This window comes from Thiomicrorhabdus marina, assembly GCF_017571465.1.
Classification (GTDB): Bacteria; Pseudomonadota; Gammaproteobacteria; order Thiomicrospirales; family Thiomicrospiraceae; genus Thiomicrorhabdus; species Thiomicrorhabdus marina.
The window spans coordinates 15171-32270 of record NZ_JAGETV010000009.1 but is presented as its reverse complement, the minus strand read 5'-3'; the positions used below and the strand labels follow the sequence as shown (position 1 = coordinate 32270).

At 45.4% G+C, this 17100-nt stretch carries 13 protein-coding genes; 8 read left to right on the top strand and 5 right to left on the bottom strand.

Annotated features, from left to right (window positions below; all coding sequences use genetic code 11):
* Positions 1–47 precede the first annotated feature (47 nt).
* The 5 genes from J3998_RS06820 (at position 48) to J3998_RS06800 (ending at position 5373) form a co-directional block, all read left to right on the top strand.
* The gene (locus J3998_RS06820) at positions 48–656 is read left to right on the top strand and encodes an ABC transporter ATP-binding protein (protein ID WP_243750641.1); all 609 of its coding nucleotides are present in this window, start codon (positions 48–50) and stop codon (positions 654–656) included.
* 2 nt (positions 657–658) lie between these two features.
* Positions 659–1468, top strand: coding sequence for an ABC transporter permease (locus tag J3998_RS06815; RefSeq protein ID WP_243750640.1), 810 nt, complete (start codon positions 659–661; stop codon positions 1466–1468).
* The gene (locus J3998_RS06810; RefSeq protein WP_208149065.1) at positions 1469–2752 is read left to right on the top strand and encodes a TlpA disulfide reductase family protein; all 1284 of its coding nucleotides are present in this window, start codon (positions 1469–1471) and stop codon (positions 2750–2752) included.
* Positions 2753–2764: 12 nt separating this feature from the next.
* Positions 2765–3127, top strand: coding sequence for a hypothetical protein (locus J3998_RS06805; protein WP_208149055.1), 363 nt, complete (start codon positions 2765–2767; stop codon positions 3125–3127).
* 86 nt (positions 3128–3213) lie between these two features.
* The gene (locus J3998_RS06800; protein WP_208149046.1) at positions 3214–5373 is read left to right on the top strand and encodes a TonB-dependent receptor plug domain-containing protein; all 2160 of its coding nucleotides are present in this window, start codon (positions 3214–3216) and stop codon (positions 5371–5373) included.
* Between the two features lie 78 nt (positions 5374–5451).
* Here the strand turns inward: J3998_RS06800 and J3998_RS06795 are convergent, their stop codons facing one another.
* Positions 5452–5634, bottom strand: coding sequence for a hypothetical protein (locus J3998_RS06795; RefSeq protein ID WP_208149044.1), 183 nt, complete (start codon positions 5632–5634; stop codon positions 5452–5454).
* Positions 5635–5957: 323 nt separating this feature from the next.
* Here J3998_RS06795 and J3998_RS06790 point away from each other — a divergent pair, with 323 nt between their 5' ends.
* Complete coding sequence (locus J3998_RS06790) at positions 5958–6872, top strand: DnaJ C-terminal domain-containing protein (RefSeq protein WP_208149042.1); 915 nt, start codon at positions 5958–5960, stop codon at positions 6870–6872.
* A gap of 60 nt (positions 6873–6932) precedes the next feature.
* Here the strand turns inward: J3998_RS06790 and J3998_RS06785 are convergent, their stop codons facing one another.
* Positions 6933–9611 (bottom strand): methyl-accepting chemotaxis protein, encoded by a 2679-nt coding sequence (locus J3998_RS06785; RefSeq protein WP_208149034.1) that lies wholly within the window; start codon positions 9609–9611, stop codon positions 6933–6935.
* Between the two features lie 160 nt (positions 9612–9771).
* Between J3998_RS06785 and J3998_RS06780 the strand changes: the two genes are divergently transcribed.
* Positions 9772–10878, top strand: coding sequence for a TRAP transporter substrate-binding protein (locus J3998_RS06780; RefSeq protein WP_208149032.1), 1107 nt, complete (start codon positions 9772–9774; stop codon positions 10876–10878).
* A 93-nt stretch (positions 10879–10971) separates the two neighbouring features.
* On the opposite strand, the gene J3998_RS06775 is transcribed toward J3998_RS06780, so the two are convergent.
* On the bottom strand, positions 10972–13293 hold the full coding sequence (locus J3998_RS06775) for a S8 family serine peptidase (protein ID WP_208149030.1): 2322 nt from the start codon (positions 13291–13293) through the stop codon (positions 10972–10974).
* 210 nt (positions 13294–13503) lie between these two features.
* Between J3998_RS06775 and J3998_RS06770 the strand changes: the two genes are divergently transcribed.
* Positions 13504–14493: a 2-hydroxyacid dehydrogenase gene (locus tag J3998_RS06770; protein WP_208149028.1), complete on the top strand. Its 990-nt coding sequence runs from the start codon at positions 13504–13506 to the stop codon at positions 14491–14493.
* Here the strand turns inward: J3998_RS06770 and J3998_RS06765 are convergent.
* Positions 14483–15529 (bottom strand): ChaN family lipoprotein, encoded by a 1047-nt coding sequence (locus J3998_RS06765; protein WP_208149026.1) that lies wholly within the window; start codon positions 15527–15529, stop codon positions 14483–14485. The two genes, J3998_RS06770 and J3998_RS06765, sit on opposite strands and share 11 nt — an antisense overlap.
* An 853-nt stretch (positions 15530–16382) precedes the next feature.
* Positions 16383–17090 (bottom strand): SDR family NAD(P)-dependent oxidoreductase, encoded by a 708-nt coding sequence (locus tag J3998_RS06760; protein ID WP_208149024.1) that lies wholly within the window; start codon positions 17088–17090, stop codon positions 16383–16385.
* Positions 17091–17100: the final 10 nt, after the last annotated feature.

The window sequence follows — 17100 nt, the reverse complement described above, 5'->3', positions numbered from 1 at the left end:
CAAAACTTCAGTTTGTTCTAAGCCCATTACATAAACAGGAATTGCAGATGTCTGCTTTATTACAGATAACGAATCTACAGGCTAAAGGCATGTCTAAACCGGTTTCTTGGCAGATAGAGGCCGAGCAGCTTTGGCTTTTGTATGGGCCTTCCGGGAGCGGTAAATCGCGTTTGTTAAAAGCGGTTGCGGATTTGATTGAGCATCAAGGTTCGGTCTCTTTACAGCAGCAGGATATGTACAGCATCAGTGCGCCGCAATGGCGGCGGCAAGTGATGTATTTCCCGGCGGAAACAGCGTGGTGGCTGGATACGGTTGCAGAACATTTTGAACAAGTGCCAACCGAGAACGATTTAGCAAAGGTCGGATTACAGCATAGTATTTTGCAGCAACATGTTGATCAACTTTCTAGTGGTGAGAAACAGCGTTTGGCATTATTACGAGGGTTACAATTTCAGCCAAAAGTTTTGTTACTGGATGAAACTAGTGCCAATCTTGACCCGACAAGTACCTTAAAAGTTGAAGCGCTTTTGCAAGATTATCTGCAACAAAACCAAGCTGCAGCAATCTGGATCAGTCATGATCAAGCGCAACGCGAGCGCCTTGCATGTCCGACGTACTGCTGCTCGATTGAAGAACTCTACGCGACGGAGAGCTAGGCATGCAGACGGAAATGATTTTAATTAGTTACTGGGACTTGGCGATGCTGTCGGTTTTGGTAATTTTAATGGGTGCCGTTTTGTGGTTGCAGGGTTTCAGTCACGTGCGTCAATATTACTGGGCGAATATCCGTACTGTCGTGCAATTGTCATTTATGGGAATCTGGCTGAGCTGGGTTTTTAATGCTGATAGCGCAATTTGGGTGACGTTGGTTGGCTTGATTATGCTGTTGGCTGCCGGTTATGAAATCGCTAAACGACAACAGTATCGTTTCCAAAAATACCGTAGTGTCTTAATTGGTCTGCTATCACTTTCCATGACTGCCTTGGTTCTGTTGGTGTTAGTTTTGACTCTTGTGGTTAAACCGGAACCTTGGTATCAACCACAGTATGCAATTCCGCTTTTGGGTATGTTGCTTGGCAATAGTATGACCGCGATTGGTGTCGGTTTGGATAATCTGACACGTAATGCTCGCCAGTTGAAAAGTAAAATTGAAGCGCAGTTGGCACTGGGTTATACGGCTAAAGAGTCGATGAAATTCATTAAACAACAAAGTCTGCATGCGGCAATGATTCCGGTGATTAATATGCTGGTGGCAGCGGGAATTATTTCCTTACCAGGGATGATGACGGGGCAAATTTTAGCCGGTGCTGACCCTCTGGAAGCGGTTAAATACCAGATTATGATTATGTTATTGATAGCGACTTCGACAGCAGCCGGTACTCTGATTGCCGTGGAGCTCGCTTCACGAAAATTGTTTGATGAGCGTCAACGACTACACCTTGATGTCTTGGTTAAGGCGAAAAAATAGATGCAACGATTATTCTCTAGAGTGTTTTTAGGCTTTATTTTCCTGCTTACGACTACCCAGGCTCAGGCTGTGCAATGGCAGGAATCGGTGCTTGAAGTCGGTGAAATGGAAATTCCTGTCTACACCGCCGTGCCGGAAGGAAAAGCGTATGCACAAGTGTTATGGCTTCCTTCGGAAAATGGGTTATTAGCAGAGGAGCGAGAGCTAGCACAACAGTTTGCCGAAAGGGGCATCGAAGTGACGCTACTCAACCCTTATGAGGCGCTGTTTCTTGCGCCGACAGTCAGTGCTTTTGAACAGATCTCGGTACAGTGGATTACGACGCTAATCGCTGACATGGCTCATGTCGATTTACCTATTTGGTTGATTGCGCCGAATAAAGCCGGGATTTTGGCATTAAAAGCGGCCGAAAAGATGCAATTAGAGCAGCCAATCCGTTTTATGGGAATGTTGCTACTTAACCCCAACCTTTATTTGAATACGCCTGAACCGGGTAAAAAAGCTGAATTTTGGCCGCAGGTGGAAAATGCCAATCTGCCGATTTCCATTGTGCAAGGGGAATTGACTTCGCTCCGTTGGCGTTTGCCGGAATTGCAAAGCGCGCTAGAGAAACAAGGCAGTGATGTCTTTGTGCAGCTGATTCCGGAAGTTCGCGACCGTTTTTATTTTCGCCCTGATGCGATGCCGGTCGAGAAGCAAATCTCCAAACAGTTTGCCGACTATTTAATTGAAGCGATGCGTTGGCAAGTGCCATATCTGCAGCAGTCAAGACGACTCAGTCATTCGAGCGACACAGCGCAATCGCAACAGACCCGTTCGTTGCAGTTAAAACCTTATCAAGGCAAGCAGAAACTGCCGTTGCAATTATTCGATACCGAAGGCCACTCGGTTAATTTACAGGCTATGCAGGGTAAAGTGGTGTTGGTTAATTTTTGGGCCAGCTGGTGTCCGCCGTGCGTGCATGAAATGCCGTCGATGGCGATGTTGAAACAGAGTTTGGATGGCAAGCTGTTTGAAATACTGGCGGTTAATTTGGGGGAGTCGAAAGAAGCGATTGCCGAATTTGAGAAGACCTTCACTTTGAATTTCCCGATACTACTTGACCCGCAAGGGCAAGCGGTTAAGGATTGGCAGGTTTTCGCCTATCCAAGCAGTTATTTAATCGACGCTCAAGGCCAGATTCGCTACGCCTTATTTGGCGGTACTGATTGGATGGAAGCACACCATCGTGAAAAAATTGCTGAGCTATTTGACGACTTGTATAAAATAACTGAACACAAATGATAATTTGAATTTATGAAACAGCCGACACATATCGCCGACAATCAGAATTTGTTGAGCTTAGCGCACTGGCTACAGCAGCGCCGAGTCGGTAATTTGCGTTTAAATTATGTGTCTTGGCTTGCTGTATTGACGCTGTTTTTGGTGGCGCAGACCATTTCGGTTTTGCACTCAAGCGTACACCCTTTTCATGAGCATACTCAGTTGTGTGATGCGGTTGAGAAAGCCGCTGACCCGCGCATTGATGCATCACCGTTTGTTGTTCAACTGCCTAAATTTCAACCGCCGATTTATCAACTGCCGGTATATCGTTTCACTCCTCCGCCTGCATTCTATTCTGCTTTTCAAAGTCGTGCGCCGCCATTCTTTTCTGTCTGAAAATTAATTAACCAGATTTAACATTTTTTGACTGTTTCGTAAGCCCTAGGGTTTGTGAAAGGTTTATTTTTTGGGAAACAGAAATAATGCGATTAAATAAATTAACGCTGGCATTGGCGATTGCAAGCGGTTCATTCGTTCCTGCTGTCTATGCAGAAGATGCGACGACTCTTAAAAATATTACGATTTCGGCTTCGCCGATTCACGAACACGAAGCCTTTGTGGTGCCGTCACAAATTGATAGTTTGAATGGCGATGAGAAAGCCGAGCTGGAAAGTGGTTCCTTAGGCGAAATGTTAGCAAACACGCCGGGTGTGAATAATTTATCGGCTGGCGCACAGTCCGGTAAACCGGTGATTCGCGGTATGACCGGCGAGCGCGTCAAGGTCTTATCGAATGGTGCCAGTACTGATTATCAAGCTTACGGAACGCGTCACTTACCGAATGTTGATCCATATCTGGCAGAGCGAATCGAAGTGGTTAGAGGCCCGCAAAGTGTGTTGTACGGTTCGGAAGCGCTTGGCGGTGTGGTGAATGTATTAGCGCCGGAGATGCCTTTCGGCCAAGAAGCTAGAGGTTCGGCGACCATTGAATACAACAGCAATAACAGCGAAATTCACCAAGGCGTGAAAATGGGCGCCGGTTCCGATAAGTTTGCAATAACAGTCGGAGCGTCGATTCGTAAGGGTGATAACTATCAAGTGCCGAATGCCGATACGGCGAACAATCCGGTTCCGGGAGCGCCTGCGGACAGTCGTCCGCTGTTTGTCGGTGAAGTGCCTTATACGAACTTTCAGAATCGTGCGGCTAATATCGGCTTAGGTTATCAAGAAGATTGGGGGCAAGTGACGCTCCGTCATAGTGTTTGGCACGCCAAGCAGAACTATCTAGGGATTCATTACGAAGGCGGCGATTCTTTTGAAGCGGTTGCGGCTGGGCAGATGTTAGAAAATCAGGAAACGCAATTAGCGGCGGAAGTTTTCCAAGGCGATTGGGTTATTAAACCGTCGTGGAGTTTTACTAAAAATACTCGCGAAGCTTCGCATGATTTGCCATATGAAAACATGGAGGAGGATAAGGGCACTGAGCATTATCTGGATCTACAAGTTGAGCGTCATGATTGGAAGCTAGCTGCTGAACACCCAAAAATCGGCGATTTTGAAGGGGAAATCGGTATTGAGGTTTCGCAAAAAGAACAGCGTTTATTAAGTGGTCACTTAACGCCAAGTGCCGATGTCGATAAAAAAGCAGTGTATCTATTTGAAGAAGCGGATTACGACCGTTGGCTGGTGCAGTTTGGAGCGCGTTACGATTGGCATGATGTTTATGCGCCGGCAAATGACAGTAACGAACACTTCATTGACGAAGGGATTTTCGATGAAAGCAATAACGAACGTGATTTTGCTGTTTGGTCAGGATCTCTTGGGGCAACTTATCGTTTGAATGACGATTGGAGTTTGGCAGGGAATATTGCACGTGGCTTTCGTGCGCCGAGCATTTTTGAACTCTATGCCGGCGGTGAGCATGGCGGCGTGCAAGCCTATCAAATCGGTAACCCGGATTTAGAAGCTGAAACCGCTTTGAATACAGACCTGTCATTACGTTGGGATAACGGTCAAACGCAGATGGTAGCAACGGTTTATCAAAATATGGTTGATAACTATATCTATCTGGAAAATGAAGTTAACCCAGACGGTAGCTATGTAACTACGACGTCCGAAGAGAGCGGTGCGACGCTACAGGTGATGAAAGCACAGCAGACCGATGCCGTGATTCGCGGGTTCGAGTTTAATATTGACCACCGCTGGAATCAGCAGTTTGCCACGGGTATGGCAATGGAAATTATTCAAGGCCGAGATCAGAACCAATCGCGTGATCTGCCTTTGATTCCTGCCAATAACCTGTTATTGAAAAATAGCTATTTCGCACCTGACTGGCAAGCATTACGTAAGCAGAAGTTGGCTTTGGAAACTAAGCTAGTTGCAGGCAAGGATGCAGCCGGCCAATATGAGCCTTTCTCGCAGTTTGACAGTATGCCTATCGGTACGGCCTCAACCAAAGGTTATGCGCTATGGAATTTGCGTTATAGTGCGCAAATTGCCACTCAAGGTAGAGAAAAAGTGTATCTGAATTTTGCTGTGGAGAACCTGTTTGATCGCGCTTATGTTGATTTCCTAGATACTTATAAGGGTTACATTTTGGCGCAAGGGCGTAATATCAAATTGAATATGCGTGTCGATTTTTAACGGCTAGCTATTTATTCATTCATAAAAACCCGCTAGTTTTGTCTTGCGGGTTTTTTTATGCCTGCTATTCGTGTTGTCCTAAGCACTGGTCAAGATTTGACGTACGTTATCAGCGGTGATGATTTGGTAGTCGAGAAAATTACTGTCTTTTTGGCGTAGCAGTGTATCTCCCATCTGTTGCAGGTAATCGCGATTTTGATGTGCCGTTTTAAACACGAGTCGGTGTTTGCCGTGGACAATTAAAATAAATGGTGTCTTCATCTGCATTCTTAATTCGGGAGCTCTCTTAACCTTAGCAATCATTGCTTGTTTGAGTTATGACAATTGTATTGCGTAATACTAAGGAAACGCAGAACAAGTCCAAATTCCTCGCTGAAGTCAATGAGTACTTATTCTGTGTTTCCCTAAGTAAATGCTTAGCGGTACTAATTTGGTGCGCTAGCAAGACGAAACGCGTGCAGCCTGTTGCGTAAAAAGCCTGTAAATCGGCTGTTTCGTGGATTTATCGGTTATAAAGCTTGAAAAGCAAGGAGCGCGCCTATATAAACGGCACAGGAAAAAGAATTTAGTAGGAATTGAATTGCATGAGCAAAGATTATTATCAAATATTAGGTGTGTCTCGGGCTGCCAGCGATAAGGAGATCAAAACCGCTTACCGCAAGCTTGCGGCAAAATATCATCCAGATAAAAAGACTGGTGACGAAGCCAAGTTTAAAGAAATTTCCGAAGCTTATGAAACGTTAAGTGATGCGGAAAAACGTAGCATGTACGACCAGTTTGGTTCCGATTATCAAAATGCCGGAGCGGGTGGTTTTGGCGGCGGCTTCGGTGGTGCAGACTTTGGTGACATTTTTGGCGATATGTTCGGCCAAGGTGGCTTCGGCGGAGGCGCTGGCGGTTTTGGCGGCGGACATCGCCAAGCGCGTCCACGCAAAGGTGAGGATCAGCATGTCAAAGTAATGCTAACCCTAGAAGAAGCGATTAACGGTGCTGAACGAACCATTAATGTCGAAGTTGGGCATAAAGATTCGCACAGCTATTCGTATGATACTAAGCCGATTAAGGTGCGCATTCCTGCCGGTGTTTTGCAGGATCAGAAAATTCGTGTCAAAGAAAAGGGTTACCAAGGCATGAACGGTGGTCCAAACGGTGATGTTATTATCGAAATCAATTTGCAAAAACATACCGATTTCCGTGTTGAAGACAAAGATGTCTATGTCGATTTGCCGATTACGCCTTGGGAAGCGGCGTTAGGTGCGAAAGTTGATATTCCGACTTTAAAAGGCACTGTACGTATGTCGATTGCAGCGGGTACTCAGTCTGGTTCAAAAATGCGCATTAAAGGCCGAGGTTTGGGGAAAGAACCGGGGAATCAGTATGTGGTCGTGCAGATTCATACGCCGCCGGCGGAAACACCTGACCAGATTGCTTTGTATGAGCAGATGGCTGAACAGATGGGGCAATACAACCCACGCGAAAAAAGCGAACCAGTTACTTAATTGATCGCTTTCGTCAAAATAAGAAGCCAGCTTTATGCTGGCTTTTTTGATCGTAAGGGGTTATTTCAAATGCTGTTGGATTTGAAAGCCGGAGACGGTTTCTTCTAGATCGGAGGCTTGTTGGTCAACATCGACTGCATGATCGCTGAGCACCTTGACCAGTTGAGCATTGTTCTGAGTCGTTGAATCCATATCGCTAATGGAGCGGTTGACCTGACTGATGCCCTCGGCTTGTTCGGCGGTGGCAATACTGATTTCCGCAACGATGTCGTTGACGGTCTGAATTGCTTGGTTAATTTCTTGTAAGGAAGTATTGGAGTTATTGACCAAGTTAGTGCCGTTTTCGATATGTTCAACGGTATTGTTAATCAATTGTTTTATTTGGTTGGCGGCATCTGCTGAGCGTCCGGCGAGATTACGCACTTCACCGGCAACGACGGCAAAACCTCGACCGGCTTCGCCAGCGCGCGCAGCTTCAACGGCGGCATTCAGAGCCAGTAGGTTGGTCTGGAAGGCAACGCTGTCAATTAGGCTGATAATCTCACTGATCTCTTTACTGGCGGCTTCGATGTCCTGCATGGCGTTCATCGTCTGTTGCATGACATCAACACCTTGCTGGGTTTTCAGTTTGGCGTCTTCTGCTAACTGTGACGCTCGGTTGGCGTTTTCCGAGTTGCTTTGTACCGAAGCGGTCATCTCTTCCATTGACGATGCAGTTTGCACGAGTGATTCACTCTGCTCTTGAGTACGTTGATTTAAATCTCGACTACCCGAAGAAATTTCGTTGGCGCCATGTGAAACGGTATTGGATGCCTGACGAATGGTCTGCACCATCTCTGAAAGGTGAACAATAGAACTGTTTAACGCCTGTTGTAGTTCTTGTAGTTCCCCCTCGTAGTTGCCGTTAATCATCTGTGTTAAATCGCCACGCGCCATTGCTTGCGCCGAGTCGGTAATTTCATCAATCGCGCTTTGAATCTCTTCAAGCGATTGATTGACCGAGGTTTTCAGTTTGACCATATCGCCTTTTAAATTTCCGGTCACGCGATGCGAGAATACGCCTTTAGCCGCATATTCCATAGCATCGGTAATGGTGTGTACGGCAATATCCATCTGCTGCATCGCTTGGTCGACCTGCTGTTTTAATTCGCCTTGCACACGCTCATCAAGGCGCACTGAGAAATCGCCATCAGCGATACCAAGCATTACGTTAGATAGTGCTTGCATCGTGGTGTCGACACTGGCTGCGGAGGCGTTAATATCTTGTTTTAGTTGTTCCAAGTCACCATGTAGTTCACTTTGGATGCGTAGCTGAAAGTTCCCTTCGCTTATAGCGTGCATTACCTGACGAATTTCTTTAAATGCGCTATCTAGACTTTGCAGTAGATGGTTGAAAGCTTGCGCAGCTTCAGCGATTTCATCCTTGCCGTTATTATGATGCCGAATACTGAAGTCACTGTTGTCTTGCACGTTTTTCATGCTGTCAACCAGTTGATGAATCGGGCGCGAGATACTGCGTGCAAAAGCAATGGCAATGGCGCTAATTAGCATTAGGGCGATAACAATCATCCATAGACCGAGTTGTTGTAGAGCGTTAGAACTGGCGAAGGCTTCTTCTTGAGACATTTCCGCAATTAACGCCCAATGGGTATCTTCAATTTCAATCGGAGTATAGGCACTGAGCATCTGTGAACCCTTGAAACTGCTACCGGTTTGGATGCCAGTCTGTTGTTGAATGGCTTGCTCAAAGGCATGGTGAGTGTCTTCTTGTTTAGCTTGATTAAATGAATAAAGTACCGAATGTTTAGGGTCTAGGCTAGAGTCGGTACGCATAAGCCCATCGGCACCGATAATAAAGGTATCACTGCTGGTGCTCATGCCGGAACGATCCGTCATAATTGCATTTAGTTGTTGGTAAGAAAACTCGACCGCTAACAGACCAATGGTTTTGCTTTCAAACACTACTGGCACTACCATAAATGCGACCGGCTGTTCTCCGGCTGGTAAGTAGTGGGCGAAGTCGATAAAAGCGGTTTGGTCGGCTTGCAGTTGTTGCCCCCTTTGCCAGGCTTTTTGCAGACTGCTGTCTCGCCACACTGTTTGTTGGAGTGACGCACCTAAATCAACTTTTTTATTGACTGAATACAGCACTCGACCGGAGTCTTTTTCAATTAAGTACAGATCCTTAAAAGCCGAGTTAGTGATAAATTTGTGCACGACCGGCTGCATTGAGGCGTGGATGGCATGGTAGGCGGATTGACTCTGGCCTTTCTGTAATTTCCATCGCTGTTCGCTGTTGTGAGGGTTGTTGACGATGTAGTCTTGCTGAATTAACAGGCCGGTATCGTCTAGACTTTGAATATAACTTTGCAGTTTTGATTTTTCGCCCGAGCTACTGAGTTCATCTTGCAGTTTTTGCAGGAGTTGTTGGCGAATGGTTTGTCGTTCGTTATCGGTTAAATTCTGTGCCAGTGTCTGATAGGTTTTGATTTGTGTTGGTAAATAAAACATTGCCTGCAGAATGACTTGAGTGTCGGCAAGCGTAATGACTTCACGTTTGACGGTATCGAAATAGCGTTCAATGGAGGCTTTTTTATTGTCTCGAATCGAGGAAAGTTGCTGTTCGGCAAGGGTTTTTAAACCTTGGTCGGCTTGTTGGATCGCAATGGCGGCGAAAATAAGAAGAGGAATGAGGCCAATCAGCAAAAAACTGATGGTCAGCTTAGGCAAAAGTCGCATGATCTGAATACCGTAAAACGTAGTTTTTGTAAGGAAATATTATAAAGAGCCACCGCTTAGCATGCAGTGCTACGCTTTCGCTATCGTTAAAAAAATTATTCGCGCTTAGTTTTTTGCTTAAAATGGGGCAGATATTTTTTTGAATACAAAGGAATTTTTAATGAAACGCAGAGAGCTTTTAGGCGCGATTGCAGGGGCAACGGCCGCTACCGCTTTGACGGCTTGTGGATCGAATGAAGAGAACACACAAGCGGCAGCAGCGATGCAACCGCAAAAAACCTACAAGTGGAAAATGGTCACCACTTGGCCGAAAAACTTCCCGGGCTTAGGCACCGGTGCCAATAATATCGCCAAACTGATTAATGAAATGTCCGGCGGGCGCATCGAAGTTAAAGTCTATGGTGCAGGTGAATTGGTCGGAGCTTTCGAAGTGTTTGATGCCGTTTCTCAAGGGAATGCACAGCTAGGTCACGCGGGTGCTTACTATTGGAAAGGTAAAATTCCTTCGGCGGCATTTTTCTCTTCGGTACCGTTTGGCTTAACCGCGCAAGAAATGAATGCGTGGTTATACTACGGTGGTGGTATGGAGCTTTGGGAAGAGGCTTATAAGCCGTTCGGTTTGATTCCGAATCCAGGCGGTAACTCCGGTACTCAGATGGGCGGCTGGTTCAATAAAGAGATTAATTCGGTTTCGGATTTGAAAGGTCTGAAAATGCGTATTCCCGGTCTAGGCGGCGAAGTGCTAAAACGTGCCGGTGGCATTCCGGTTACCTTGCCGGGTGGCGAATTGTTCCCGTCATTGCAGTCTGGCGCACTTGATGCCACCGAATGGGTCGGACCATATAACGATTTGGCGTTCGGTTTCTATAAAGTCGCTAAATACTACTACACGCCGGGCTGGCATGAACCGGGCACCACAATGGAATGTATGATCAACGAGAAAGCATTCAACGAGTTGCCGGCTGATTTGCAGAGTATTGTTCGTAATGCAATTAAAGTTGCGAACGCGGATATGTTGGCGGAATACACTGCGCGTAACCAGCAGGCGCTACAGACTTTGGTGAATGAACATAATGTTGAGTTACGTCATTTCCCAGATGACGTACTGAAAGAACTGAAAACAATTTCTGAGCAAGTTGTTGAAGAAGAAGCCAAGGCCGATGCGCTATCAGAAAAAGTTTGGGCATCGCAGAAAGCCTTTAAAGAACAGGTTTCTAAGTGGACGAATGTATCTGAGTTTGCTTTCTTGAAAGCACGTAATCTATAAAAAAACCGATTACTTAAAAACTTAAAGCCCCGTTTGGAGTGTTCCAATGGGGCTTTTTTGATTACTTAAAATCTTGTCTAAAGGCTTCAGAGCTTATTTTAATCTTACGCTGACACTATTACTGAAATCTGAACTTTCTTCATTGTTATAGGCTTGTACTTGGTAGCTGAAGCTGCCGACACCGGGGTTGTCGATAAATTCGGTGGCATTTGTTTCAACTTCGAAAGTTGCAACGCTTGTACTGCCACGTACTTTTTCGGAACGCTGGATAATAAAGCCGGTTTCGTTATCGCTGTTATCACTCCAATTTAAGGTGACTAACGTGCCGTTGGTACTCGCGGTTAAGTTGCTTGGTGCCAGCAAGGTTGCCGGAACTGGAGGCGGTTCAGGGGTTGGGTCGGTCGCTAAAATTTCCACTTTTACCAAAATTGCATCGGTGCTGGAACTGTCATACGCATTGCGCGCTGTGACTCGGTATTGATAAGTCCCTAACTCAAGGTTTTCATCTATGAAGCTGGTGCTGTCGGAAGGTTGTTCGGCAATGACCTCAAAAGTGTATTTACCGCGAACTTTCATTGCTCTTTCGATAACAAACGCGCTTTCATTATTACTATTGTCTTGCCATACAAGCGTTACCGTCTGTTCTGTAACCTCTGCTGATAAGTTGCTAGGCGCAATGATTTGATAGGGATCAATCACCTCTATGCTGAGGCTCGCCGAATTTTGTGCGCCACCATTATCGGTGACCGTTAAGGTTGCGAGATATTGACCAGCATTTTGATAGATATGGTTTGCACTGCTTCCGCTTGCAGTATTGCCGTCACCGAAGTCCCAGCTATAGTTTTCAATCGTACCATCGCTATCGGCTGTGCCATTTGAGGTGAAATTGACTTCAAGCGGAGCTAAACCGGATTGTGTTGAAGCTTGAATTTGTACACTTGGAATCTCGTTGGTGACTTGAACGATTACCGATGCAGAGTCACTGAGTCCGTCATTATCGGTAACGGTTAGATTGACTTGATAAGCGCCGGAAGTGGCGTAAGTATGCTCAACGGTAGCCGTTTCGGCGCTTGTGCCGTCCCCAAAACTCCATTGGTAGTCGACTATAGAACCATCCGTGTCAGTAGAATTTGCTGCGCTAAATTCAAAGGTAGAGCCGAATGGCAGCGAATCTTGGTTGGTGGTTATTACTGCTGTTGGAGGAAAAACAGTTGCAACATTCATTGCATATTGCACTGCACCGGAGGCATTGACCAAGCCATGACCATAGACATTATCATCACCGGCTACACCAAGATCAACGGCGCTAGAAAATAGACCTTGTTCGATTTCATTTGGCGTCAAGCTCGGGTTGGCAGCAACCATCAATGCAGCAACTCCTGCGGTTACTGGTGATGAGAAAGAAGTGCCCGAGTAGTAAATATATTCGCCGTTTAAATAAGTGGTCGCGATATCGACACCGGGCGCGGTGATATCAACATAATTTCCCCAGTCCGAGAAGTCGGCTTTGAGATTATTTTGGTCGGTCGCGCCGACGCCGACAAAACTGACATAGTCAGGATAGCTAGGGTATTCATTGCCGCTGTTGCCTGCGGACATAAATAATAAGCCGTTGCTGTCGCGTAGATATTGTGCGGCAGCATTGATGGTCGCGGATTCAATCCCGCCGTAACTTAGATTGACCACTCGGGCGCCCTTGTCTGCCGCGTACTCGATACAGGTTGCCATGGTGGAAATATAGGCTGAGCTATTGGAATCGCTGATAGCGATGCGCACCGGAATAATATCGACATCCCAATTAACGCCGGCAACACCAATCGAATTATTCCCGACGGCGCCAAGGGTTCCCGCAGTTCCGGTTCCGTGGCCGGCAACATCTTCTATATAAGTATTATTTTCTTGGGCGTTATAGGCTAAGTCGAGGCGTAGGTTGTTCTGCAAGTCAGGATGATCGGTATCGAAACCGGTGTCGCAAACTGCGACCAGAACGCTATTACTGCCCGTGGTCGCATCCCAAGCTAGAGGGCTATTGATGTTTTGATGATGCCATTGCAGATCGAAAAAGTTGTCATTCGGTTCAAGCGTTGGAGCAAAGGCGAAATCCGCTTCGGCAAATTCAACATAGCCACTGTGTTTGAGAATATTGGCGACCGCAATTTCTCGTCCGGGATGGTCAAATGTAGCGATGGTGATTCCAGAGCCGTCCAATGTCCGTTCTGATACTAATCCTTGACTATGTAATAAAGCATTAAAGGCTTTCAAATCCTTGGCATCCTGGCCTTCTAAAGTTTTATAAATCACGGTACCGGGCTGAACCGATTCGGCAAGTGCTGAAGTAGCGAACAGGCTAGTAATAAAAAAGATTGAGGCGAATATTTTTAACCAATAGTTGGCATTATGATCTGGCGTATACATTGGCATTACCTATCAGGTTGGCATTGTTAACTACTTTGATAATAACGCTCTGAATCACGCGTTTAAAGGTATGGAAATTTAACTCGATAATTTTGATTAAAAACAGTTGCTTAGGATTAATTTTCGGGATTTTAAATTGAATTTTTCAATGATGAGATAGCGTGTTTCGTTACACTGAAACGAATCTCGTTTTTTCGTTTGGAGCATCCTATGAAAGTCGTCTCCTTTAGCTGCAAAATTTATGATCGACAGCAGCTATGTCAAGTTCTTCCGTCTGAATGGGAGATCAATTATGTTGAACCTGTATTGGACGAGCATACGGTGGTATATGCACAAGGCGCAGATGCCATCACTGCTTTTGTTAATGACCAATTGAATGCAAAAATCTTGCAGCGTTTGGCTGATTATGGTGTTAAGTTAATCGCTCTGCGCTGTGCCGGATTTAATAATGTTGATTTGGCGGCGGCTGAGAGACTCGGTATTAAGGTGACTCGTGTGCCGGCCTATTCACCCTATGCCGTTGCCGAACATACTATTGGGTTGATGTTGGCGCTAAGCCGAAAACTCTACAAGGCTTATAACCGTGTAAGAGAAGGAAACTTTGCGCTTAATGGAATGCTTGGATTTGACTTTCATGGCAAAACCGTCGGAGTAATCGGTGCCGGAAAAATTGGCCGCTTAGTCGGTGAGCGAATGAAGGCGTTTGGTTGCGAAGTGTTGGTCTATGACCCTTTTTTATGTGAAGCATGTGATGAATTGGGGTTGCAACAAGTTCCATTACAAGATCTTTTCGAGCGCAGCGACATCATTACTTTACATTGCCCGTTAACGGATGAAACCAATCATATGATTGATGCCGAAAGCATCGCAAGCATGAAAAAAGGCGTGATGTTGATTAATACCGGACGCGGTGCTTTGATGGAACCCCAGTCTTTGGTGGATGGTTTAAAGTCAGGACAGATTGGTTACCTTGGCATGGATGTGTATGAAAAAGAGGGGGCGTTATTCTTTGAAGACCACTCCTGCGAAATTATCCAAGATGATGTGTTTGAACGTCTTCTGACTTTTCCGAATGTTCTGGTTACCGGTCACCAAGCCTACTTTACTGAAGAAGCGTTAAGACATATCTCCGAAACCACCCGCGACAATATTCAGATGTTTATCAACGGTCAAGAGCTAGTCAATCAGGTTAGTTGCTAACCGCAGGCACATAGCATTTTTTCGTTTTCTCTTTAGCATTGGCGAATTGTGCTTGGCGAGCTTGCATTTTATGGGCGTTATTACGGTAATCGACGGGTTGCGGGCTGACAAAATAGAGATAATCGCCAAGTTTTAGATCGTCATCTGTCCAGTTAATCCTCGCGCCAATATCAATGCGAACAGGTGTTATCACAGCAATTTTTAAATCTGCACGACGCTGTTTTAATAAAGCGACGGTTCCAAGTGAAGATTCGCTATGGAAGCTACCGTTGAGGTGGATTACTTGATGTTCAGGATAATCTTTCAGTGCTTTTAGAATCGACTCGGCCATGGTGTTGTCGCGTGCTAACTGAGCGGCGTAGCTATTGGCTTTGCGGTCTGCCGGTAGTGTCCGCATTGAATCCATAAAGTCGTAAAATTTCTGCTGATAGTTTTTGTCATTCAGATAAGGATCTTGCGCAATCCATTGGCGTTGGTTTTCCGGCAGTAAGGTTTCATAACCTTCTCCATAGCTACCGATACAGCGCACGATATCTGCACTGGCATTGGCGGCGATCACGGGGATAAAATGCTGTTTGGCGAACTCAATCATCGGTCTATAGGAAGCGGCATAGTTCGGCCAAGTCGGCGCTTGGTTAATTAGGTACTTTTCACCGATTTCATCATCCAGATAACGATTGAGAATCGTTTGTTGGTCACGATTAAACTGTTCCATGCTCAGTACTTGTTGCGGCTTTAAGTCATAAAGTGCCGCCTGTAACTGCATCTGTAGAAGATGCGAAGCCTGATTACCGTGATATTCGCCGATAAAAATAACATCGTTATCGGTAAGTTGTGTGGCGAGTTCGGAAATGGATAATGCCTTGATGCTATCAGTTTCGATGATTCTGAAGTCGTAAGCGTGTCTAAGGGTTGCGTTGGTTTCTGACTCTGTAATGACTTGCTGTGTTGTTGGCAAGCTTTGGCAACCGCTTAAGGCGAGTGTTGAGAGCACTAGGGTGAATATCAAGAGGCCGACGAATTTCGTTTTCTGCATAGTTTCTCTAAGGGTTAAAAATCTAACTGTTTGAATTATCAACTTATTGCCTGAACTCTGCCACTAGTAAAAATCTATCATTCTAATTTATAGGATTTATTGGCAATCCATATGAATTCCGATTAAGATTTGCAACGGATTGAATTTATTGACTATCAGTAATCGGGACAGTTCGCTTGAGTTGACGGATTTATTCGTTTGCAAGAGTGGCTTTCCTTTAATCAATCTTCGCTTAAACTTTAAAGCAGTATCTCGGGGCAAATCCTTGTCCTGGGTTATTGTTTTAAACCTTTCTTTGCCTCTTCTGTAAATTCTCGATTTTCTCTAGTTTCCGCCGTTAAAGAATTTAGCTATTAAGTCGTTTAACATTTTCAATTAGCGTCTTTCTACCCCAAATCGCTACTATAGAGGGGTTGTTAATTTGTTGTCGTGAAAAATACTTGTGTTGTCTGCAAGGGCTTGGAGAGAGAAAGGGGGATAAAGATGAAAAATTTAACTAAGAGTAAATCTTGGCTTAAATCGAATGTAAGAGTGTTCCCTTTTGCCAAACTCTGGCAAGTTTTCTGTGCTTCACAATGCCTAAATGGCAGTTAGGGTAACTCTGAACAAGCTCAAATAACTTTTTGCAGGCTGCCTTTGGGTGAGGCTTTCAAAAAGCAGCCTCGTTGTTAGGTTTTACTCTTTGTAACATCTCGCTACTGAGGATTTGTTCAGTGTTTTCTTAGTATTTTTTGATGACACCTTTGTCTTGTTTTTAACAATTTTGAGTTCCTGCTCATTGATTAGCCGCATTAGATTGATATGCGGCTTTTTTTTATTTCTGTGACCCGTCCTAAATAAGCGGGCCAACCGTCTAGCGAGTATTGGCTCCGTTGTTGATATCAATACAGATGCCATTGATATACTGCGGGCTGTCGGTAGCGAGCCAAAACAGGGTGTCTGCAACTTCTTGCGCGGTAGCAAAACGACCGGAAATAGTATTACGTAAAAATGCCTGCTGACGCTGTTCGGGAATATTATTGAGTAGTTCGGTTTCAGTTGGGCTTGGTGCCACGGCATTTACGATTATCTGATCCTGAAAAGCTTTAGAAAAGGCTTTGGTCGCGTTTATCAATCCTGCTTTAGCGATGCCGTACCAAATATCAGGATGCCCAATTTGACCAGCGATGGAGGCATTATTGACGACACGACCGATTTTGTTTGCTGACGAGAGTTTGCCAGCCAGAAGTTTGGTCAGCTCTACCGGTGCAATTAGATTAAGGTTTAAAGAGTAGTCACGGTTTTGTTCGGGATAGTCTGCATAGGTGAGCTGTTGCAGATAGCCGGCGTTGTTCACTAAAACGTCTACTTCGTCTATCTGCTCGGCCAATTTCGGCAGTTCGGCGATATTGCTCAAGTCGAATTCAATACAACGGACATGCGGGTGTTTTTGATAAATGAAAGTTTCCTGATTGCTGAAATCGCGTGCCACGATAGTAACAAAATCACCGTTATTGACGAACTTCTCACTGAGTGCCAAGCCGATACCTTTATTACCACCGGTTATAACAATTTTTCTCATTCCTGACGGT